General features: G+C 59.5%; 20 protein-coding genes. All 20 read left to right on the forward strand.

Going from position 1 to position 21,288, the window contains the following annotated elements; translation table 11 throughout:
- The first annotated feature begins 3 nt into the window (after positions 1-3).
- Positions 4-741: a cephalosporin hydroxylase family protein gene (locus P3G59_RS08250; protein ID WP_093439633.1), complete on the forward strand. Its 738-nt coding sequence runs from the start codon at positions 4-6 to the stop codon at positions 739-741.
- 54 nt (positions 742-795) lie between these two features.
- On the forward strand, positions 796-3,711 hold the full coding sequence (locus tag P3G59_RS08255; RefSeq protein WP_277761173.1) for a TIGR00180 family glycosyltransferase: 2,916 nt from the start codon (positions 796-798) through the stop codon (positions 3,709-3,711).
- Positions 3,712-3,734: 23 nt separating this feature from the next.
- The gene (gene pseB, locus P3G59_RS08260) at positions 3,735-4,736 is read left to right on the forward strand and encodes a UDP-N-acetylglucosamine 4,6-dehydratase (inverting) (protein WP_277761174.1); all 1,002 of its coding nucleotides are present in this window, start codon (positions 3,735-3,737) and stop codon (positions 4,734-4,736) included.
- Complete coding sequence (gene pseC / locus P3G59_RS08265; protein WP_277761175.1) at positions 4,733-5,890, forward strand: UDP-4-amino-4,6-dideoxy-N-acetyl-beta-L-altrosamine transaminase; 1,158 nt, start codon at positions 4,733-4,735, stop codon at positions 5,888-5,890. Before pseB ends, pseC begins: the two co-directional genes overlap by 4 nt.
- A gap of 31 nt (positions 5,891-5,921) precedes the next feature.
- Positions 5,922-6,542, forward strand: coding sequence for a pseudaminic acid biosynthesis-associated methylase (locus tag P3G59_RS08270; protein ID WP_277761176.1), 621 nt, complete (start codon positions 5,922-5,924; stop codon positions 6,540-6,542).
- Complete coding sequence (gene pseF, locus P3G59_RS08275; RefSeq protein ID WP_277761177.1) at positions 6,539-7,234, forward strand: pseudaminic acid cytidylyltransferase; 696 nt, start codon at positions 6,539-6,541, stop codon at positions 7,232-7,234. The genes P3G59_RS08270 and pseF overlap by 4 nt, the downstream gene beginning before the upstream one ends.
- Positions 7,231-8,736, forward strand: a complete 1,506-nt coding sequence (gene pseG, locus P3G59_RS08280) for a UDP-2,4-diacetamido-2,4,6-trideoxy-beta-L-altropyranose hydrolase (RefSeq protein WP_277761178.1) — start codon at positions 7,231-7,233, stop codon at positions 8,734-8,736. Before pseF ends, pseG begins: the two co-directional genes overlap by 4 nt.
- Entirely contained in the window at positions 8,729-9,781 is a 1,053-nt protein-coding gene (gene pseI, locus P3G59_RS08285) for a pseudaminic acid synthase (RefSeq protein WP_277761179.1), read from the forward strand. Before pseG ends, pseI begins: the two co-directional genes overlap by 8 nt.
- A gap of 226 nt (positions 9,782-10,007) precedes the next feature.
- Entirely contained in the window at positions 10,008-10,934 is a 927-nt protein-coding gene (locus tag P3G59_RS08290; RefSeq protein WP_095122707.1) for a ketoacyl-ACP synthase III, read from the forward strand.
- An 88-nt stretch (positions 10,935-11,022) separates the two neighbouring features.
- Entirely contained in the window at positions 11,023-12,312 is a 1,290-nt protein-coding gene (locus P3G59_RS08295; protein WP_277761180.1) for a 6-hydroxymethylpterin diphosphokinase MptE-like protein, read from the forward strand.
- Positions 12,309-12,575 (forward strand): hypothetical protein, encoded by a 267-nt coding sequence (locus P3G59_RS08300; RefSeq protein WP_277761181.1) that lies wholly within the window; start codon positions 12,309-12,311, stop codon positions 12,573-12,575. Before P3G59_RS08295 ends, P3G59_RS08300 begins: the two co-directional genes overlap by 4 nt.
- A 243-nt stretch (positions 12,576-12,818) precedes the next feature.
- Positions 12,819-13,670 carry a flagellin domain-containing protein gene (locus P3G59_RS08305; protein ID WP_277761182.1) on the forward strand — a complete coding sequence of 284 codons (852 nt, stop codon included), beginning with the start codon at positions 12,819-12,821 and terminating at the stop codon, positions 13,668-13,670.
- A 71-nt stretch (positions 13,671-13,741) separates the two neighbouring features.
- Positions 13,742-14,098: a flagellar protein FlaG gene (locus P3G59_RS08310; protein ID WP_277761183.1), complete on the forward strand. Its 357-nt coding sequence runs from the start codon at positions 13,742-13,744 to the stop codon at positions 14,096-14,098.
- 82 nt (positions 14,099-14,180) lie between these two features.
- Positions 14,181-15,629: a flagellar filament capping protein FliD gene (fliD, locus tag P3G59_RS08315; RefSeq protein WP_277761184.1), complete on the forward strand. Its 1,449-nt coding sequence runs from the start codon at positions 14,181-14,183 to the stop codon at positions 15,627-15,629.
- Between the two features lie 129 nt (positions 15,630-15,758).
- Positions 15,759-16,157 (forward strand): flagellar export chaperone FliS, encoded by a 399-nt coding sequence (gene fliS, locus P3G59_RS08320; protein ID WP_095191145.1) that lies wholly within the window; start codon positions 15,759-15,761, stop codon positions 16,155-16,157.
- 11 nt (positions 16,158-16,168) lie between these two features.
- A complete protein-coding gene (locus P3G59_RS08325; protein WP_007920054.1) occupies positions 16,169-16,465 on the forward strand; it encodes a hypothetical protein in 297 nt (98 codons plus the stop codon).
- A gap of 172 nt (positions 16,466-16,637) precedes the next feature.
- On the forward strand, positions 16,638-18,113 hold the full coding sequence (locus P3G59_RS08330) for a sigma-54 dependent transcriptional regulator (RefSeq protein WP_277761185.1): 1,476 nt from the start codon (positions 16,638-16,640) through the stop codon (positions 18,111-18,113).
- 125 nt (positions 18,114-18,238) lie between these two features.
- Positions 18,239-19,432, forward strand: a complete 1,194-nt coding sequence (locus tag P3G59_RS08335) for an ATP-binding protein (protein ID WP_277762122.1) — start codon at positions 18,239-18,241, stop codon at positions 19,430-19,432.
- A 5-nt stretch (positions 19,433-19,437) separates the two neighbouring features.
- Positions 19,438-20,829 (forward strand): sigma-54 dependent transcriptional regulator, encoded by a 1,392-nt coding sequence (locus P3G59_RS08340; RefSeq protein WP_277761186.1) that lies wholly within the window; start codon positions 19,438-19,440, stop codon positions 20,827-20,829.
- A 128-nt stretch (positions 20,830-20,957) separates the two neighbouring features.
- On the forward strand, positions 20,958-21,287 hold the full coding sequence (gene fliE, locus P3G59_RS08345; RefSeq protein WP_123452716.1) for a flagellar hook-basal body complex protein FliE: 330 nt from the start codon (positions 20,958-20,960) through the stop codon (positions 21,285-21,287).
- Position 21,288 lies beyond the last annotated feature (1 nt).

Below are 21,288 nucleotides of genomic sequence, written 5' to 3' on the forward strand. Positions count from 1 at the left end.
AAAATGACCGACAACAGCATCAACCAAGCCTTCGAAGCCGAGTGCCGGGAACAGATTGCCCAGCAGGGTGACGACCAGAAACTGACCGGCCTGGCCCGTGATTTCTTCAACGAATCGGCCAAGCATAAATACAGCTACCACTTCTCGTGGATGGGCCGTCCGATCATCCAGTTGCCACAAGACATGATGGCCATGCAGGAGATCATCTGGCAGGTCAAACCGGATCTGGTCATCGAGTGCGGCATCGCCCACGGCGGTTCGATCATCTACTACGCCTCGTTGCTGGAGCTGCAAGGGCACGGCGAAGTGCTGGGCATCGACCTCGACATTCGTCCGCACAACCGCGAAGCGATCGAAAGCCACCCGATGGCCAAGCGCATCAAGATGATCGAAGGCTCGAGCATCGACGCCGGCATTGCCGCCCAGGTGCAGGCAGCGGCCAAAGGCAAGAAAGTCATTCTGGTTCTGGACTCCAACCACACCCACGATCACGTGCTGGAAGAGCTGCGTCTTTACGCACCGCTGGTGTCGGTCGACAGTTACTGCGTGGTCATGGACACCGTGGTTGAAGACATGCCGGCCGATTTCTTCCCGGATCGTCCATGGGGCCCGGGCGACAACCCGAAAACCGCCGTGTGGAAATACCTGGAAGAGAACCAGGATTTCGAGATCGACCAGCAGTTGCAGAACAAGCTGCTGATCACCGTGGCGCCGGACGGCTATCTGCGTCGCGTCCGTTAATTCGCAACATCACCAAGCGTTGTTTCGGCGAGTCGCCGGTTGTGGAGAGAAGTTATGCAAGGCAAGTACAGTTCTGAACTGGCGCTACCGCTCGATGAGCTATTGACCGTAGTCCTGATTACTCATAATCGGCCGGCGTTTTTGCGCCGGGCGGTGAAGTATTACAGCAGCTTGCCCTGCAGAATCATGGTGCTAGATTCGACACTCGAACGACCTGAAGGCGACTTCTCTGCCGTCGATTATCACCATGTGCCGCAGTTCGCGTACTGGGGCATGCAGGCCAAACTGGCCTATGGTGTCGAGCATCTGACCACGCCGTACATGGTGCTGGCGGCCGACGACGACTTCATCCTGCACGATTCGCTGGCAGAATCCGTTGGCTTCCTGCATGCCAACCCTGATTACGGTATGTGCCACGGCTATTGCCTGATGTACCTGTCACTGGCCCATGGCGTGAACTACTACCGCCGCGACAAGAAAGTCCAGGAAGACTATGCGTCAGAGCGGGCGCAGGATCGTGTCCTCGATTACATGAGCCAGTACATCCCGCCGTTCTACGCGGTGACCCGTACTGACCTGATGAAAAACTGGCATGCGGCGTTGCCGCCGGGGACCAATTTCCAGTGGCAGGAAATTGGCCACGTCTACTACCTGCTGGCCAGTGCCAAGGCGCGCATCCTGCCAATCCCGTACGTGGTGCGCGAGATCAACTACGGTGTCTCCGAGCACAATACCGATGTGTATCACTCGCTGACCTACGTCGACGCCAAATCGATCGCCGAACGCGAGGCCTTTGCCGAATTCCTCGTCTCGCTGCCTACCGCTATCGAAGGGCTGGATGCCGGCCAGGCCAAGGCCTTTGCCCTGGAGAGTTTCGAGGCAATGGCCGACAGTCTCAAGTCCGGTCGGGCGCTGACTGCCGAGCTGATTATCGAGTCGACCTGGAACCAGGAACTGAAGGCGCCGGATCGTCGTTTTGGTCCGTTGCAGTACGTCGAAATGCCGTTTTACAACCAGGCATTCTTCGATCGTCTGGAACAGTTCGAATTCATCTTGCACACGCTGCCGGCCGGTCGCATGCAACTGGAAGGGCTGGAAGGCGTGTGGACCCGTCAGGCGCACCTGTTGCAGGCGCGCAACAACGATACAGCGGAAAGTGTGCTGGACCGCTTGTGGCAGGCCCATGATCTCAATGCGTTCAACCAGACTGTGGTCAAACGTCTGGCGGCGCAACTGGACATCGTCGCAGACGAGACCGCCGCGCACTCGATGCACGAGTGGATCGCTCGCCTAGAAGCGCTGACGGTCGAAGATAATCAGCTGGCCTTCAATAAAATGAAATCCGGTCGTCTGTTGCAGTGGCTGGCGGCTCGCACACCGGCAATCAAACAACTCGAGTCGATTGGCCAACATCTGGCGACTGAAGGCGGTGGCCCGCAGTTCGGCATTTTCCTGCTCGACCTGGACAACGACATCGACAAGTTGCAGGTGTCGCTCGACAGCCTGCTCGAAGGTCACTGCAAAGCGTTCAGGATTGTCGTGTTCACCACCGGTGAAGCGCCGGCGGCGACGACCGCGCAAAACACTCTGCATTTTGTGCGTGTCACCCAAAGCAACGTTGTCGACAAGCTCAACCTCAGCGCTCAGCAGTCGCCAAGCGATTGGTTGCTGCTGGCTGAGGCGGGTGATCAGTTCACCGCCAGCGGCCTGTTGCGCGCCAGCCTGGAACTGATGTCTGCCGACGGTGTGCGTGCCGTCGCCACCGATGAAATCCAGCGCAAGGATAATGGCGCGCTGGTTGACGTATTCCGCCCGGGTTTCAATCTGGATCTGCTGCAAAGCGTACCGTCACTGATGGCGCGCCACTGGTTGATCCGCCGCGAAGTGTTGCTCGACGCCGGTGGTTATCAGGCTGACTTCAGCAAGGCGCTGGAGTTTGACTTGCTGCTGCGCATCATTGAGCAGGGCGGCCTCGACGGTCTCGCGCACCTCGACGAGCCGTTGCTGATCACTCAGGCGGCGGAACTGGAAGAAAACGCCCACGAACGCCAGGCGTTGCTGCGCCACTTGGGCAATCGCGGCTACAAAGCCAAGGTCACGTCGACGGTTCCGGGCACCTGGCAGATCGATTACCGCCACAGCGAACAGCCACTGGTGTCGATTATTCTGCCGGTCATCGACGATCTGCCGGTACTGCGCCGCTGCCTGGAAGGCGTGTTGCTCAGAACCCGTTACAGCCGTTATGAAGTGTTGCTGGCGGCAAACGCCCATCAATCGGCAGCGGTCAACGACTGGCTGGGCACACTGCGCCACGCCAAGGTCAATGTGTTGCGTGCCGATCAGTCGTTGAGCGAAGTCGCGTTGTACAACGCCGCCAGCGAGCAGGCTCAGGGTGAGTATCTGGTGCTGCTGGCCGCTGACAGTGAAGTCGTCAATCCGAACTGGATCGATTCGCTGCTCAACCACGCCCAGCGTCCGGAAGTGGGGATCGTCGGTGCCAAACTGGTCGACCGCGACGGCAACATTGCTCAGGCCGGTCTGATTCTTGGCCTGAACGATGGCGTGGGTTCGCCCTTCATCGGCGAAAAACACAGCGCAGACGGCTACATGCAGCGTTTGACTGTCGAGCAGAACTACTCGGCCGTGTCGAAGGTGTGTCTGATGGTGCGCAAAGAGCTGTTCAACGTTCTGGGCGGACTGGATGAGGTGACGTTCGCCGAAGGTTATGCCGATGTCGATCTGTGCCTCAAGGCCGGTCAGTCCGGTTACCTCACCGTGTGGACGCCGTTGGTGCAGGTGCTGCATACCGGCGAGCTGCCGCAGGCGCCGCAAGCACTGGCGGCATTGCGTGAGAAATGGAGCGGCGTCTTCGCCCAGGATCCGGCTTACAACGCCAACCTGGCTCTGACCGGCAAAGGTTTTACCTTGGGCGAAAACAGCTCGATCAATTGGGCTCAGTTGCTCGCTTAAGCGTGCCGGACAGGAATCAGCATATGTTCAACGGTAAATCGATTTTCATCTCCGGCGGCACCGGTTCGTTCGGGCGCAAATTCATCGCCCGCCTGCTTGAGCAATACCAGCCCAAGCGCGTGGTGGTGTTCTCCCGTGACGAGCTGAAGCAATACGAGATGCAGCAGACGTTCAACGCGCCCTGCATGCGTTACTTCATTGGTGATGTGCGTGACGCAGACCGTCTGCGTCAGGCCATGCGCGGCATCGACTACGTGGTGCATGCCGCCGCGTTGAAGCAGGTGCCGGCGGCGGAATACAACCCCACCGAATGCATTCGCACCAACGTCAATGGCGCGGAGAACATCATTGCTGCTGCCATCGACAACGGCGTGAAAAAAGTCGTGGCGCTGTCCACCGACAAGGCGGCCAGCCCGATCAATCTGTACGGCGCAACCAAATTGCTCTCGGACAAATTGTTCGTCGCCGCCAACAACATTGCCGGCGAGCAGGAAACCCGTTTTGCCGTGGTGCGCTACGGCAATGTCGCGGGCTCGCGTGGCTCGGTGGTGCCGTTCTTCAGCAAGTTGATTGCCGACGGCGCAGAGGAGTTGCCGATCACTGACGAACGCATGACGCGGTTCTGGATCACCCTCGACCACGGCGTGCAGTTTGTCCTCGACAGCTTTGCGCGCATGCACGGTGGCGAAGTGTTCGTGCCGAAGATTCCGTCGATCCGCATCGTCGATCTGGCGCGCGGCATGGCCGAACATCTGCCGCACAAGCACGTCGGCATCCGTCCCGGTGAAAAGCTCCATGAGTTGATGGTGCCGCTGGACGATGCACGGATGACTCTTGAGTTCGAGGATCACTACACCATCCAGCCGTCGATTCGCTTCACCAGCGTCGATGTCGATTTTGCCGTCGACAAACTCGGTGAGCAGGGGCGTGCCGTGAGCGAAGATTTCGAGTACCGCTCCGACACCAACCCGCATTTCCTTTCGGTCGGGCAGATCGCCGACCTGCACGCGAAGCTCTCGGCATGATTCCCTACGGTCGGCAGAGCCTCGATCAGGCAGACATCGATGCGGTCGTCGAGGTGCTGCAATCGGACTGGCTGACCCAGGGGCCGACCATCGAGCGCTTCGAGCAGGCGCTGGCCGAGCGTTGCCAGGCGGATTACGCCGTGGCGGTGTGCAACGCCACAGCGGCGCTGCACATTGCTTGCCTGGCCGCAGGCCTGGGGCCGGGCGATCGTTTGTGGACGACGCCTAACACCTTTCTCGCCTCGGCCAATTGCGGGCGTTATTGCGGCGCCGACGTTGATTTCGTCGACATTGATCCGCTGACCTGGAACCTTGATGCCTTCGCCCTCGAAGCGAAACTCGATCAGGCCGAGCAGGACGGCACTGTGCCGAAAGTGCTGGTCGCCGTGGCGTTCTCGGGGCAGAGCTGCGACATGCGCAAGATTGCCGCGCTGGCCGAACGCTACAACTTCACCGTGATCGAGGATGCCTCGCATGCCGTGGGCGCCAGTTATGCCGGGCGTCCGGTGGGCTGTGGTGAGTTCGCGGCAATGACCGTGTTCAGTTTTCATCCGGTGAAAATCATCACCAGTGCCGAAGGCGGCATGGTGTTGACCAACCGCCCGCACCTGGCCGAGCGCCTGCAACGCCTGCGCAGCCACGGCATGACCCGTGATCCGCAGCAAATGACCGAAGCCAGTCATGGCCCGTGGTACTACCAACAGGTCGAGCTGGGTTTCAATTACCGCATCACCGATATGCAGGCCGCGCTCGGGTTGTCGCAACTGAGCAAGCTGGACGATTTCATCGCCCGGCGTCGCGAGCTGGCGGCGCGTTACGATCGTCTGCTGGCGTACTTGCCGGTGACGCTGCCCAGCCCTCAGCCGGAGGCGGAGTCGGCGTGGCATCTGTACGTGATTCGCTTGCAGACCGAGCGCATCGGCCTCAGCCACCGTCAGGTGTTCGAAGGCTTGCGCACAGCCGGGATCGGCGTAAACCTGCACTATATTCCCGTGCATCTGCAGCCCTACTATCGTGATCTGGGTTTTGCCGAGGGCGATTTTCCCGAGGCCGAACGCTATTACGCCGAGGCCATCAGCTTGCCGCTGTACCCGTTGCTGAGTGATCAGCAGCAGGATTATGTAGTCGAGCAATTGCGTCGACTGACCGAATGAATACCGCCGTGGCGGTGGGTGAGACTGAGTCATGCGTGATCTGAGCGAGCAGGAAAAATTCTGGCAGGGTGAGTTCGGCAACCAGTACGTCGAGCGCAATATCGGCCAACCGCTGGTGGCCGCCAATCTCGCCTTGTTTGCCAAAGCGCTGAGTCGCGCCGGGCGCATTGAAAGTCTGGTCGAGTTGGGCACCAACGCCGGCAATAATTTGCAGGCGCTGCATCAGTTGCTGCCGCGTTGCGATCTGTTCGGCGTCGAGATCAATGACAGTGCCTGTGCGCAGGCACGGGCGTTGAACATCGCGCAGATCTGGCATGGCTCGCTGTTCGATTTCCCGCGCGAGCGCCGATATGACCTGACGCTGAGCAAGGGCGTGCTGATTCACTTGGCTCCGGAACTGCTGCCGACCGCATACGCGCAGTTGTATGAGTTGAGTCAGCGCTACATTCTGATCGCCGAGTATTACAACCCGGCACCGGTGGAAGTGTCCTATCGCGGTAACAGCGGCAAGCTGTTCAAGCGCGATTTCGCCGGTGAAATGCTTGATCGCTACCCTGATCTGCAGCTGCTGGATTACGGCTTTGTTTACCATCGTGACCCGCAGTTCCCGGCGGATGACGTCACCTGGTTCCTGTTGGAAAAACGTCCTTGAGCAACGTTGCAATCATCCCGGCACGCGGGGGCAGCAAACGCATCCCGCGCAAGAATCTGTTGCCGTTCGACGGCGTGCCGATGATTGTCCGTTCGATCCGCACTGCGCTGGAGTCGGGGGTGTTCGATCAGGTCGTGGTCAGCACCGACGATGTCGAGATTGCCGATGTCGCACGCGCGCAGGGCGCGCAGGTGCCATTCCTGCGCCCGGCGGAACTGGCCGATGATTTCACCGGTACGGCGGCAGTGATCGTGCATGCATTGCAGCAACTGCCAGCCTTCGATTACGCCTGCTGTGTGTACGCCACTGCGCCGCTGTTGCAGGCGCGCTATTTGCGTCAGGGACTGGAATTGCTGGAACAGCATCCCGACCGCTCCTTTGCGTTTTCCGTGTGCAGTTTCGGGTTTCCGGTGCAGCGTGCGCTGACGCTGGACGGGCAGGGCGCGCTGACTGCGCTGTATCCCGAATTTCGTCATACCCGCTCGCAGGATCTGCCCGAAGCGTTTCAGGATGCCGGGCAGTTCTACTGGGGCCGCAGTGAGGCCTGGTTGCGTGGCGAGGTGGTCTATTCGCCGGCCAGTCTGCCGGTGGTTCTGCCCCGGCATCTGGTGCAGGACATCGACACGCCCGAAGACTGGACGCGCGCCGAATACTTGTACGCCGCGCTCAAGGCGGGCGGAGAGCTGCAATGAGAGTGCTGATTCGCGCCGACGCCTCGCCGACCATTGGCAGTGGCCATATCGCCCGTTGCCTGACGCTGGCGCGGGTGTTGCGCGGGCAAGGCAGCCATGTCGCGTTTGCCTGCCGGCAATTGCCGGGGCATCGGCTGGAGGCGCTGAGCGGCGAAGGGTTTGAAACTTTTGCGTTACCCGATCGCTACCCCGCTGAAGACCCACAGCAAGCCATCGAATCGATGCTGCCGTGGCAGGCCGATATCGATGCACTGGGTCTGTTGCTGGACGGCCATGCCGAGTTCGACTGGATCATCGTCGATCATTACGGCCTCGATCATCACTGGCAAACCGCTGCACGCCGCTGGGCGCATCGCATCGCGGCGGTGGATGATCTGGCGACCCGGCGCTACAGCGTTGATCTGTTGCTCAATCAGAACTTGTCCGGCCTCAGCGAAAACTACACACCGTTGCTGCCTGAGGGTTGCCGCACGTTGCTCGGCCCGCGCTACGCCATGCTGCGCGAAGAGTTCAATTGCCCGGCCATCGAGATAAAACCCACGGCTCGCCGGGTACTGGTGAATTTCGGTGGCTTCGATACGGCGATGCAGACGCATCACGCGATGCTCGCTCTCGCTGATTTCAACCAGTTGCAGGTGGATTTTGTCGCCGGTGCCGACAACCCGGCGTGGGCGCAGATGCAGGCGATGGCCGAGACGCGGCCGAACTGGCGCCTGCACAGTTTCGTCACTGATTTCTACCAGCGCATGAGCGAAGCCGATCTGTTTATCGGCGCTGGCGGCGGTACCAGTTGGGAGCGTGCGGCGCTGGGCTTGCCGACGATCTGTATTGCGGTGTCGAACAACCAACAGGTCAACGGCGAAGTCATGGCTGCTGCGGGGGCGCATGTGTTCATGGGCGCCCGTGAGCAGGTCAGTGTCGAGCAATTGCGTGACGCTGTCGGCTTCGTCGTGGGCAATCATTTTCTACGCCAGAGCCTGGCCCAGCGTTCGCGGCAACTGGTCGATGGTCGCGGCGCCGAGCGCGTCGCGGCAGCACTGGCCGGCGCGGTGCTCAAGCTGCGCCCGGCGACGCTGGACGATGCGCAGTTGCTGTTCGAGGGGCGTAATGCCGAAGTTGTGCGGCGCTGGTCGCCGGAGACTGGCGCGATCGATTGGGAGCAACACCTCAACTGGCTGACGGCGAGTTTGCGTAATCCGCAGCGGTTGCTGTTGATCGCCGAGGCGGACGATGGCGCCGTCGGTGTTGTGCGTTATGACCTGCGCGGATTCGAAGCCGAAGTCTCGATCTACCTGCTGCAAGGGCGTTTCGGCCTCGGCTGGGGCAGGGCGCTATTGACCCGTGGGCAGGCATTTGTCGCCGCGCACTGGCCACAACTGACGGTCATCAACGCCTGCGTCCTGCCGGACAATCTGCCCTCATTGAATGTGTTTCGTGACGCCGGGTTTACCCAAGGGGCCTGTGCGTTCACCCGTGTGTTGAAGGATCACCCCCATGCCTAGTTTCAAGATTGGCCACCGCTCGATCGGTGCCGACGCGCCGCCCTTCATCATTGCCGAGATGAGTGGCAACCATAACCAGTCGCTGGACGTGGCTTTGCAAATCGTCGAGGCCGCGGCCAAGGCCGGCGCGCATGCCTTGAAGCTGCAAACCTACACCGCCGACACGATGACCCTGGATCTGGCCGAAGGCGAGTTCTTCATCAAGGATCCGGGCAGTCTGTGGGCGGGTACTTCGCTCTATGACTTGTATGAAAAAGCCCATACACCGTGGGAGTGGCATGCACCGATTTTTGCCCGCGCAAAAGAACTCGGCATGCTCGCGTTCTCGACACCGTTCGATGACACGGCCGTAGACTTTCTCGAAAGCCTTGATGTACCGGCCTACAAGATTGCCAGTTTCGAAAACACCGACTTGCCGTTGATCCGCCGCGTGGCCGCCACTGGCAAGCCGCTGATCATCTCCACGGGCATGGCCAGCATCGCCGAACTGGATGAAACCGTGCGCGCCGCCCGCGAGGCCGGGTGCAAGGACCTGGTGCTGCTCAAATGCACCAGCACCTACCCGGCGACGCCGCTCAACAGCAACGTGCGCACAATTCCCCATCTGCGTGAGTTGTTCGGTTGTGAGGTGGGGCTTTCCGATCACTCGATGGGCGTTGGCGTGTCGGTGGCAGCCGTGGCGCTTGGCGCGACGGTGGTGGAAAAACACTTCACCCTCGACCGTTCGGCGGGTGGCGTCGATGCGAGCTTCTCGCTGGAACCGGCAGAAATGGCCAGTCTGGTGGTGGAAACCGAACGTGCCTGGCAGGCCTTGGGTCAGGTGCGTTATGGCGCCACCGATGCCGAACTGAAATCGGTGGTGTATCGCCGTTCGCTGTACGTCACTGCCGACATGGCCGCCGGTGACACCTTTAGCGGGGACAATCTGCGCGCCATTCGCCCTGGTCTCGGTCTGCCGCCCAAGCACACCGACGCCGTACTCGGCCGCCGCGCCCGTGCACCGATCAAGCGCGGCACGCCGCTGGACTGGTCGTTGGTCGAATAACCCGATCTGCACCGATTCGGCAAAATAGCGTGACCTGCGAGTCATAACGCGCATCTTCACTGTATTGTATTGATCGGGGAGATGGCGCCTGGCTCGTTTTCGATTCCAGTGATAGCCCTTTGCGCTCCCCGTGGCTGCCCGTTGTGGCGGCCGTTTTCTGTTTGTCGGCGCCCCTCGAAATCCTTGCGAGCGGTGGTCTTGGGCTGTTTTTTATTGGGAAGCCGTAATGATTGGCATAAAAAGCATTGCGAGCTACGTTCCTGTAGCCGGCGTGGACAATTACGCACAAGGTGCAAAATTCGAGAAGGATGAAGAATTCATCCTTGGCAAGATCGGCTCGGCATTCCTGCCGCGCAAAGACGCTGAACAAGAAACTTCCGATCTGTGCGTGGAGGCGGCCAATGCGCTGTTTGCCAGCAACCCTGAACTGAAACGTGAATCGATCGACGCCTTGATCGTCGTCACGCAGAACGGTGACGAAGAAGGCCTGCCGCACACCGCAGCGATCGTGCAGGACAAACTCGGTCTGCCGACCAACGTTGCCGCGTTCGACATTTCCCTGGGCTGCTCCGGTTATGTCTACGGCATCTACGCGATCAAGGGTTTCATGGAAGCCGCCGGCCTGAAGAACGGCCTGCTGATCACCGCTGACCCGTATTCGAAAATCGTCGACCCGGAAGACCGCAACACCACCATGCTGTTTGGCGATGCCGCGACCGCTACGTGGATGGGTGAAGATCCGACCTGGGCGCTGGGCAAGGCCAAGTTCGGCACTGACGGTTCCGGCGCACCGCATTTGAAGGTGACCGATGGCGTGTTCTTCATGAACGGTCGTCAGGTCTTCAACTTTGCGTTGCTGAAGGTGCCGGCACACTTGCACGAACTGCTCGATGACTCCGGTCTGAAGGCCGATGACATCGATGCCTTCTGCATTCACCAGGGCAGCGCGGCGATTGTCGATGCCGTGGCGCGGCGTTTCGAAGGGGAGCCGGAGAAGTTCATCAAGGACATGGTCGAGACCGGCAATACCGTGTCGTCGAGCATTCCGTTGCTGCTGGAAAAGCACGTCATCGATTCCGACTGGCAGCGAATTGCGCTGAGCGGTTTCGGTGTCGGTCTGTCGTGGGGCTCGGCGATCATCTATCGTCCTTGAGTCTGAGCAAAAACGGCGGATACAAAAATAGCGTTCAAGGTTAACCTTGAACGCTATTTTTTTGCCTGAAGAGGGAGCGCGAGGCGCCATGAGCGAGTTTTTTCAAGCCAATGCCGAGGTGTTGCAGCGGCGCTGGCCGGCGCTGTTCGAGCGACTGATGGCGGAAGACAGTGCGGCCGTTCCCGCTCAATTGGTTGAGGGGCTTGGCTCGACGCTGAGCATCAACGGCGTTCAACTGACCAGCCGCCATGACCGCCTTCATGAAGCGCGGATTCAAGCGTCCAGCCTGCCCGACCAAGCGCAATTGCATGTCTATGGCACTGGCCTCGGCGATTTGCCCGGGGTGCTGCTTGAGCGCACGGGACTGCAACGCTTGTATGTGCACATCCTCAACGGCGCGTTGTTTGCGCTGGTGGTGCAACTGCTCGATCAGCGTCAGTGGCTGGAAGATCCGCGCGTCGAGTTGTTTTATGCCGGTGATCACGCGGATTTTTTCACGCCGTTTTTTGCCTTGCCTGCCGAGATGCTGCTGGCTGACGACTTCAACGCGAAAGTGCGTGATCGCTTGGTCAGTGAAGTGCACCTGAGCTTCAACAATCGGGATTTCGATCCGCAGTCACCGGAGATTCAACAGCGTTTGCAGGCGTGCCTGCCCGTGCTGCTCGCCGATGCGGATGTGGCGCAGTTGTTCGGCACGTGTGCGGGGCGGGAAATCTACGTGATCGCCACCGGGCCGACACTGGAGCAGCATTATCAGCGCCTGGCGGCAATCCGTCAGCGCGCCGAACGCCCATTGTTCATCTGTGTCGACACCGCGTATCGACCGCTGCGCGAGCACGGGATTGTGCCTGACCTGGTGGTGAGCATTGATCAGCGCATCAGTTTTCGTCATCTGCCCTTCGAGGAGTCCGACGGCATCCCGCTGGTGTATCTGCCGATGAGCGATCCGGCGGTGTTGAAGGCGTGGAAGGGCAAGCGTTACGGTGGTTATTCCGCGAGTCCGATCTACGCGAACCTGCGTGAGCAGCATCCGCGAGCGCAGCTGCACGTGGGCGGCAGTGTGATTCACCCGGCGGTGGATCTGGCGGTAAAGATGGGTGCCACCGGCATCACGCTGTTTGGCGCAGACTTCGCCTTCCCGATGAACAAGACCCATGCTGGCTGGAACGACGGTGATCTGGGGCCGCCAGTGAATCAGGCGCGACATTGGGTGCGCGATGGCCATGGCCAACGGGTCAGCACGCAACTCAATTTTCGCGGTTATCTGTGTGTGCTGGAGCGCTATATCGCTGCGCATCCACAGGTCGCGTTTCTCAACAGCAGCCGCTCCGGGGCGCTAATCGCCGGAACCGGTTTCAACCCGGAGTTTGTGCAATGAGTGCGCTGAGCCTCTGTAAGGATGAATGTCGCCAGTGTGCGGGTTTGTTTCGCCTCGGGCGCGATGTCGAGGCGGCGCTGACGATGGTCGATGTGTTTGAAAAGGCCCAGCAATGTTTAGCGTCTGCCCCGGCAGAGGTTCAGCAGGTGTGGGCGCAGCTGTTACTGCAAATGCTCGAATGCCAGGAGCGCCAGGACTGGTTGGGGCTGGCTGACTCTATGGAGTACGAACTGGTGGATTTGCTCGCAAGTGCGCCGGTCTGAGTCGTGCCGACTGCACTGGCCCGCAGGTTTGCGCGGCAGTCGGTTTTATGACGTCATTTTTTCGCGGTGGATGGGCTGCTAAGTCTTTGTTTTCTTGGGGGTGGCAGGGTGATGGCAAATTTTTTTCAAAAAGCCCTCAAGCAACCTGCAAACCCGACGATAACTATTACGAAGGTTCTCTAGGCCATACCCGGCGGTTGCCAGGGCCGGAAGCCGCAGTACCCAACCAACGAGGAATTCGTCATGGCTTTAACAGTAAACACCAACACCACGTCGTTGAACGTTCAGAAAAACCTGAACCGCGCTTCCGACGCTCTGTCGACTTCGATGCAGCGCCTGTCTTCCGGCCTGAAAATCAACAGCGCTAAAGACGACGCCGCTGGCCTGCAAATCTCCAACCGTATGTCTTCCCAGATCCGCGGTAACACCCAGGCCATCCAGAACGCCAACGACGGTATCTCCGTAGCTCAGACCGCTGAAGGCGCTCTGCAAGCCACTACCGACATTCTGCAGCGTATGCGTGAACTGGCTGTTAAAGCACGTAACGGTACCAACGGCACTGCTGACCAGACCGCTACCAACGCTGAATTCGCTCAGATGTCCGACGAGATCACCCGTATCTCGGCTTCGACCAACCTGAACGGCAAAAACCTGCTGGACGGTTCGGCTGGTACTGTGACCCTGCAAGTGGGCGCAAACACCGGTTCGGCTAACCACATCGACCTGGTTCTGAGCTCCAAGTTCGACGCAGTAAGCCTGTCGGTAGGCAGCGGTACTCTGTCCCTGACCGGTGCTAGCGTTTCTGGCGCTGCTACCAACATCGACAACGCTATCACTGCAATCGACGCCGCTATCGCTGCAATCGGTTCGACTCGTGCCAGCCTGGGTGCTTCGCAAAACCGTCTGACCAGCACCATCCAGAACTTGCAGAACATCACCGAGAACACCACTGCTGCACAAGGTCGCGTACAAGATACCGACTTCGCCGCAGAGACTGCTAACCTGACCAAGCAGCAAACCCTGCAACAGGCTTCGACCTCTGTTCTGGCTCAAGCCAACCAACTGCCTTCCGCTGTACTGAAGCTGCTTCAGTAATTCGGAATGAGTTTGAGCGGGGGAGTGCGCTTGTCGCGCTCTCTCGCTTTTTTCGTTAAGAGGTGATGGGCATGGACATGAGCGTCAAGCTTAACGTGTCTTATCCGGCTCCCAAGCCAGCGACACCTGTTGCTGACAAGCCGTCAGAGACGCCAAAAGTCGCGAAGGCCGATGCTCCGGTTGCTGACAAAAGTCAGGACACGGATGACGCCAAGTTGAAACTGGCAGTGCAGGAGATCGAGAAGTTCGTTCAATCGATCAAGCGCAATCTGGAGTTCTCGATCGATGAGCATTCCGGTAAGGTCATCGTCAAGGTGATCGCAAGCGAGACGGGTGAGGTCGTTCGACAGATTCCCTCCGCAGAAGCCCTCAAGCTGGCAGACAGCCTCGCCAATGCGAGCCACGTATTGTTCGACGCCAAAGTCTGATAGCTGGCATGAATAATGTTTGTACGTTCTCAGGACGCGTGTAACGGTCAAAAGAATGGCAACAATCTGAAGGGAGATGCACATGGCAAGTCCAATTCTACCGGGTTCCGGACTGGGTTCCGGCCTGGACATCGGCGCGATCGTGACCGCGCTGGTCAACGCCGACAAGTCTGCCAAGCAGACGCAGATCGACACTCAGACGAAAACCAACTCGCTGAAGATTTCCGGTGTCGGTTCGCTGAAAAGCGCACTGGCGGCGTATCAGAAGGCGATGACCGACCTTAATAAAGCGTCGAGCCCGGCATTTGCCGGTTTTACCGCAACGTCGGACACACCAACGATTGTCGGTGCAACATCGGACAAAACGGCCGTACCGGGTACTTACAGCGTTGTCGTGAAGAATCTGGCCACCGGCTCGAAAGTCGCCAGTGCCGCATTTGCCGGCGGTGCCGCCAGTGCCATTCCGAGTGGTACTCTGAAAATCAGTCAGAATGGCATTGATTACAATGTTGCGATTCCGGCCAATGCCACTTTGCAGTCCACGCGGGACGCGATCAACACGGCGCAGGCCAGCAACGGTATTTCCGCCAACATCGTGACGGACAGCAGCGGTTCTTCGCGCCTGGTGCTGAGCTCGAACAAGACGGGCGCCGGCATGGACCTGCAGGTCAGCGGTATCGCTGGTCTTGAGATCGATGGCACCCAGGAAATGGGTGACAATCCGGCGGCAGGCGCTTCCGGAGCGGTCGGCAAGGTCGCCAAAGATGCAAACCTCACCATTGACGGACTGGCTGTCAGCAGCAAGACCAACACGGTGACGGGCGCCATCAGCGGCATGACGCTGAATCTGGTTGCTGCGAGCCCTGTCGTCAACGGCACCGCAACCCCGGCGACGGTTTCGGTTGCGACCAATACCGCCGGTATCCAGACGTCGCTGCAAACGTTCATCGATGCCTACAACACCCTGAGGAAAACCGTCGACACGCTGTCCAAGGCAACGCCGGACGCCGATGGCAATCTGACCGTTTCATCGGCTTTCACCGGTGACGCGCTGCCGCGCTCGTTGATGGCTGATGTGCGTGCTCAGCTGACGGATCCAGGGGCTGGCGGCCAAGGGCAATTGTCCGTGCTGTCGCAGATGGGTGTTTTGACTGACAGCAAAACCGGTTTGCTGACGCTCGACACGGCGGTGTTCAACAAGCGTATGGAAATCCCGGGCATGGCTGGTCAGGTTCAACAACTGTTCAGTGGTACCGACGCCAAAAATGGTCTGTTGGCACGCATGAACGCGGCGGTTGATCCGTACGTCAAGACCGGTGGCCTGCTCGATCAGCGCAGTTCCAACCTGACGAACATCACCACGGCCCTGCAAAAGCAGCAGACGGCCCTGGACTTGCGCGTCGATAACCTGACGAAGACGCTGACGGCCAAATACAACGCCATGGACCTGCTGGTCGGGCAGATGAAAGCAACGGCGAGTAATATCACGTCGTTCTTCAGCTCCCTGAATGCTCAGCAGTCCGCGAAGTAACAGGCAGTAACGACAAAAACCCGGCTACGCTTTATCGGCGTGCGCCGGGTTTTTGTCTTTTGATCTAAAGTTCTGTGATTCGATGGCGATACACTGGTTATACGAGTCATTGTGGCAATGAGGTAGAACATGAATCCGATGTTAGCCCTTCGGCAGTACCAGAAAGTCGGCGCACACGCTCAGACATCCGAAGCGAGCCCGCACCGTCTGGTGCAAATGTTGATGGAAGGTGGACTGGCCCGAATCGCTCAGGCCAAAGGCGCCATCGAGCGCAAGGACATTCCTGGCAAGTGCACTTCGATCAGCAAGGCGATTGGCATTGTCAGCGGTCTGCGCGAAGGCCTCGATCTGGAGAACAGCGCAGACACCCTGGCTGATCTGGACGGGCTGTACATCTACATGATGAAGCGCCTCGCCGAGGCGAACATCAGCAGCGATCCGCGCATTCTCGATGAGGTTGCAGGCTTGCTGAGCACGGTGAAAGAAGGCTGGGATGCCATTGCTCCTGTGCCAGCTCCGCAGTTCTGAAGGAGATCGTCATGAGTCTTGTATTGCAGCGAATCGCCGATACCCGTGAAGCGTTGGTCACTGCGCTGGCCGAACGCAACTGGGAAGCCATTGGCGAGCTGGATCTGGCTTGCCGTTCCTGTATGGAAGACGTCATGGCTGAAGCTGCGCTGGATGAAGATGCGCTGCGCAACAATCTTGAGGAGCTGCTGCACGTCTACAAAGAGCTTCTTGAGGTGGCGATGGGTGAGCGGCAGGCGATAGCCAACGAGATGTCGCAGATCACCCAAGCGCAAAAGGCGGCAAAGGTTTACCATCTGTTTGGTTAATTAACCTCCAGTTAATCCAGACATGTGCGCCATAAATTTGACTGTGCACGGTTTTTTGACTTAACTAGTGGCTGTTTTCAGATTTCAGGCGTCTACAGGCACATGGTGTCCTGCAAGCGTCTCGCTTGCCCCTAATTTCGGGCATTGAGTTGACTAGGGAAGTTGCTATTGCATGTGGCGTGAAACCAAAATTCTGCTGATCGATGACGATAGCGTCCGCCGCCGCGACCTGGCGGTGATTCTAAATTTTCTCGGCGAAGAAAATTTACCCTGCGGCAGCCATGACTGGCAGCAGGCAGTCGGCTCTTTGTCGTCTAGTCGTGAGGTCATTTGCGTACTGATCGGGACCGTCAATGCTCCTGGTGCGCTTTTGGGCTTGCTAAAGACACTCTCAACCTGGGATGAGTTCCTTCCGGTTTTGTTGATGGGCGATAATTCTTCCGTTGACTTGCCTGAAGACCAGCGTCGCCGCGTGCTTTCGACCCTCGAAATGCCGCCCAGCTACAGCAAATTGCTCGACTCCCTGCACCGTGCCCAGGTCTATCGCGAGATGTATGACCAGGCCCGCGAGCGCGGTCGTCATCGCGAACCCAATCTGTTCCGCAGCCTGGTCGGCACCAGCCGGGCGATCCAGCACGTGCGCCAGATGATGCAGCAAGTGGCCGACACCGACGCCAGCGTGCTGATCCTCGGCGAGTCCGGGACCGGCAAGGAAGTGGTTGCGCGTAACCTGCATTACCATTCCAAACGTCGCGATGCGCCATTCGTTCCGGTCAACTGCGGGGCGATCCCGGCAGAGCTGCTCGAAAGCGAATTGTTCGGCCACGAGAAGGGCGCCTTCACCGGCGCGATCACCAGCCGTGCCGGCCGCTTCGAACTGGCCAACGGCGGTACGCTGTTCCTCGACGAAATCGGCGACATGCCGCTGCCGATGCAGGTCAAACTGCTGCGCGTCCTGCAGGAGCGCACCTTCGAGCGCGTGGGCAGCAACAAGACCCAAAGCGTTGACGTGCGCATCATTGCGGCGACGCACAAGAATCTCGAAAGCATGATCGAGATCGGCACTTTCCGCGAAGACCTCTACTATCGCCTGAACGTGTTCCCGATCGAGATGGCGCCGCTGCGTGAGCGCGTCGAAGATATTCCGTTGCTGATGAACGAGCTGATCTCGCGCATGGAGCACGAGAAGCGCGGTTCGATCCGCTTCAACTCGGCGGCGATCATGTCGCTGTGCCGTCACGGCTGGCCGGGCAACGTCCGCGAACTGGCCAACCTGGTGGAGCGCATGGCAATCATGCATCCGTACGGGGTGATCGGCGTGGTCGAGTTGCCGAAGAAATTCCGCTACGTCGACGACGAAGACGAGCAAATGGTCGACAGCCTGCGCAGCGATCTCGAAGAGCGCGTGCCGATCAATGGCCATACGCCGGACTTCACTGCCAACGCCATGCTGCCGCCGGAAGGTCTGGACCTGAAGGACTACCTCGGCGGTCTGGAGCAGGGCCTGATTCAGCAGGCGCTGGACGATGCCAATGGCATTGTGGCGCGTGCGGCTGAACGCCTGCGTATCCGTCGGACCACCCTGGTCGAGAAGATGCGCAAGTACGGCATGAGCCGGCGCGATGGGGATGAACAGGCGGATGATTGACGCCTGTTTTTCAACTGCTTCATTTATAAGCAGTTTTTTTTAGGCACGGGTATTGCTACAGCCCTCGCAACGTTCCGTTTAACTGACGGTCAGCCAAGCGAGAAAGCACAATGCCCCAAGCCCAGATGTCCTCTGCCTCCAGTCCCGAGGGGCAGCCGTCCTCCGTAGAGCAGGCAAGCCGACAGGGCCTTGAGCAGGCATTCGAGCTGTTCAGCCAGATGTCCAGCCAGTTGACGGACTCCTACAGCATGCTTGAAGCGCGGGTAACCGAGCTCAAAGGTGAGCTGGCGGTGGTCAGTGCCCAGCGTATGCAGGAGCTGGCGGAAAAAGAACGCTTGGCCAACCGTCTGCAAAACCTCCTTGATCTGTTGCCCGGTGGCGTCATCGTCATCGACGGTCACGGCCGGGTGCGCGAAGCCAATCCGGCGGCCATCGAACTGCTCGGTCTGCCGCTCGAGGGCGAGATGTGGCGCCATGTGATTGCGCGCTGCTTCGCCCCGCGTGAAGACGACGGTCATGAAATTTCCCTGAAAAACGGTCGACGCCTGTCGATTGCCACCCGCTCGCTGGATGCCGAGCCGGGGCAATTGGTGCTGCTCAACGACCTGACAGAAACCCGTCATCTGCAGGATCAGCTGGCGCGCCACGAGCGTTTGTCTTCGCTTGGCCGCATGGTCGCCTCGCTGGCCCATCAGATCCGCACGCCGCTGTCCGCGGCGTTGCTCTACGCCAGTCATTTGACTGAGCAGCAATTGCCGGTCGCCACCCAGCAGCGTTTTGCCGGGCGCCTGAAAGAGCGTCTGCATGAGCTGGAGCACCAGGTGCGCGACATGCTGGTGTTCGCTCGCGGTGAGTTGCCGCTGACCGATCGCCTCACCCCCAATGCCTTGATGCAGGCGCTGCAAGCGGCGGCGCTGACCCATGTGCAGGATCTGCCAATCCGCTGGCAGTGCGACAGCCATGCCGGCGAACTGCTGTGCAATCGCGACACGCTGGTCGGGGCGCTGTTGAATTTGATCGAGAATGCGATTCAGGCCAGTGCCGGCGACGTGCGCCTGAAAGTCCACTGCTACACCCGCGACAACACGCTGCGCCTGAGCATCAGCGACAGTGGCAGCGGGATCGAGGCCGCAGTTCTGGCGCGACTCGGCGAGCCTTTTTTTACGACCAAAGTCACCGGTACCGGCCTGGGCCTGACCGTGGTCAAGGCCGTGGCCCGGGCGCATCAGGGAGAATTGCGCCTGCGTTCGCGCGTTGGGCGCGGCACGTGCGCGCAGGTCATCCTGCCGCTGTTTTCCGCTGTACAGGGAGCTGAGTGAAAGACATGGGCATCAAGGTTTTGCTGGTCGAGGATGACCGCTCGTTGCGCGAGGCACTGGCGGATACGTTGTTGCTGGCCGGCCACGATTACCACGCGGTCGGTTGCGCTGAAGACGCGCTGACGGCAGTGTCGCGCGAGGCGTTCAGTCTGGTGGTCAGTGACGTCAACATGCCCGGCATGGATGGTCATCAATTGCTTGCCCTGCTGCGTGCCCGTCAGCCGCAATTACCCGTGTTACTGATGACGGCCCACGGCGCGGTCGAGCGTGCAGTCGATGCGATGCGTCAGGGCGCGGCGGACTATCTGGTCAAACCGTTCGAGCCCAAGGCGTTGCTGGATCTGGTGGCGCGGCATGCGCTGGGCAATATTGGCTTGAGCGAAAGTGAAGGCCCTATCGCCGTCGAACCGGCCAGTGCGCAACTTCTCGAATTGGCTGCACGAGTGGCACGCAGCGATTCCACGGTGCTGATCTCCGGCGAATCCGGTACGGGTAAAGAAGTGCTGGCGCGCTATATTCATCAGCAATCCCATCGCGCCAGTCAGCCGTTCATTGCGATCAACTGCGCGGCGATCCCTGACAACATGCTCGAAGCGACCCTGTTCGGCCACGAGAAAGGCTCGTTCACCGGCGCCATCGCCGCGCAGGCCGGCAAGTTCGAACAGGCTGACGGCGGCACGTTGCTGCTCGACGAAATTTCCGAAATGCCCCTTGGCCTGCAAGCCAAACTACTGCGTGTGTTGCAGGAGCGCGAAGTCGAGCGCGTGGGTGCGCGCAAGCCGATCGCCCTGGATATTCGCGTGGTCGCCACCACTAACCGCGATCTGGCGGGCGAAGTGGCGGCGGGGCGTTTCCGTGAAGACCTTTATTACCGTTTGTCGGTTTTCCCGCTGGCCTGGCGTCCACTTCGCGAGCGCACTGCCGATATCCTGCCGCTGGCCGAAAGGTTGCTGGCCAAACACGTCAATAAAATGAAGCACGCCGCAGCGAAACTCTCGCCTGACGCACAAGCCTGCCTGACCGCGTACCCGTGGCCGGGCAATGTGCGTGAACTGGATAACGCGATTCAGCGTGCGCTGATCTTGCAGCAGGGCGGTTTGATTCAGCCGCAGGATTTCTGTCTGGCAGGTCCCGTGACGTACACCGCAGTGCCCGTCGCCGCGCCGCTGTCTTCGGTTATTCGCGAGGTGGAAATCGATACCGATTGCGCCGGTGCACTGGGTGATGACCTGCGCCGCCGGGAGTTTCAGATGATCATCGACACCCTGCGCGCCGAGCGTGGACGACGTAAGGAAGCCGCGGAAAAACTCGGCATCAGCCCGCGCACCCTGCGCTACAAACTGGCGCAAATGCGTGATGCCGGGATGGACGTCGAAGGCTATTTGTTCGCCACCTGAGCCGTGCTGCCAAAAGTTGAAAATGCTTTTCTGAAAGGGGTGCCCATGAGCTGGCACCCTTGTTGCTAATACCTGTGTACCCGCCGAGTGAGTGTCAAAAAATTGCGGGCCGCCCAAGAGAGTAGACCATGAGCCAAGGTATTGAATTTAATCGGTTGATGACAGACATGAAGGCCATGAAGCTGGATGCCATGTCTGCACCGAAATCGACGACCGCTGTCCCTGAACTGGCGGGCAGCAGCTTTTCCGACATGCTCGGTCAGGCGATCAACAAGGTCAGCGATACCCAGCAGGCATCGACTCAGTTGGCCAACGCATTTGAAGTGGGTAAAAGCGGCGTCGATCTGACGGACGTGATGATCGCTTCGCAAAAAGCCAGCGTGTCGTTCCAGGCTCTGACCCAGGTGCGCAACAAGCTGGTTCAGGCTTATCAAGACATCATGCAGATGCCGGTTTAAG

The organism is Pseudomonas sp. A34-9, from assembly GCF_029543085.1.
Classification (GTDB): domain Bacteria; phylum Pseudomonadota; class Gammaproteobacteria; order Pseudomonadales; family Pseudomonadaceae; genus Aquipseudomonas.

Coding starts and splice junctions, on each gene's coding strand:
- P3G59_RS08250 (WP_093439633.1), top strand. CDS start 4: ATGACCGACAACAGCATCAACCAAGCCTTCGAAGCCGAGTGCCGGGAA.
- P3G59_RS08255 (WP_277761173.1), top strand. CDS start 796: ATGCAAGGCAAGTACAGTTCTGAACTGGCGCTACCGCTCGATGAGCTA.
- pseB (WP_277761174.1), top strand. CDS start 3,735: ATGTTCAACGGTAAATCGATTTTCATCTCCGGCGGCACCGGTTCGTTC.
- pseC (WP_277761175.1), top strand. CDS start 4,733: ATGATTCCCTACGGTCGGCAGAGCCTCGATCAGGCAGACATCGATGCG.
- P3G59_RS08270 (WP_277761176.1), top strand. CDS start 5,922: ATGCGTGATCTGAGCGAGCAGGAAAAATTCTGGCAGGGTGAGTTCGGC.
- pseG (WP_277761178.1), top strand. CDS start 7,231: ATGAGAGTGCTGATTCGCGCCGACGCCTCGCCGACCATTGGCAGTGGC.
- pseI (WP_277761179.1), top strand. CDS start 8,729: ATGCCTAGTTTCAAGATTGGCCACCGCTCGATCGGTGCCGACGCGCCG.
- P3G59_RS08290 (WP_095122707.1), top strand. CDS start 10,008: ATGATTGGCATAAAAAGCATTGCGAGCTACGTTCCTGTAGCCGGCGTG.
- P3G59_RS08295 (WP_277761180.1), top strand. CDS start 11,023: ATGAGCGAGTTTTTTCAAGCCAATGCCGAGGTGTTGCAGCGGCGCTGG.
- P3G59_RS08300 (WP_277761181.1), top strand. CDS start 12,309: ATGAGTGCGCTGAGCCTCTGTAAGGATGAATGTCGCCAGTGTGCGGGT.
- P3G59_RS08305 (WP_277761182.1), top strand. CDS start 12,819: ATGGCTTTAACAGTAAACACCAACACCACGTCGTTGAACGTTCAGAAA.
- P3G59_RS08310 (WP_277761183.1), top strand. CDS start 13,742: ATGGACATGAGCGTCAAGCTTAACGTGTCTTATCCGGCTCCCAAGCCA.
- fliD (WP_277761184.1), top strand. CDS start 14,181: ATGGCAAGTCCAATTCTACCGGGTTCCGGACTGGGTTCCGGCCTGGAC.
- fliS (WP_095191145.1), top strand. CDS start 15,759: ATGAATCCGATGTTAGCCCTTCGGCAGTACCAGAAAGTCGGCGCACAC.
- P3G59_RS08325 (WP_007920054.1), top strand. CDS start 16,169: ATGAGTCTTGTATTGCAGCGAATCGCCGATACCCGTGAAGCGTTGGTC.
- P3G59_RS08330 (WP_277761185.1), top strand. CDS start 16,638: ATGTGGCGTGAAACCAAAATTCTGCTGATCGATGACGATAGCGTCCGC.
- P3G59_RS08335 (WP_277762122.1), top strand. CDS start 18,239: ATGTCCTCTGCCTCCAGTCCCGAGGGGCAGCCGTCCTCCGTAGAGCAG.
- P3G59_RS08340 (WP_277761186.1), top strand. CDS start 19,438: ATGGGCATCAAGGTTTTGCTGGTCGAGGATGACCGCTCGTTGCGCGAG.
- fliE (WP_123452716.1), top strand. CDS start 20,958: ATGAGCCAAGGTATTGAATTTAATCGGTTGATGACAGACATGAAGGCC.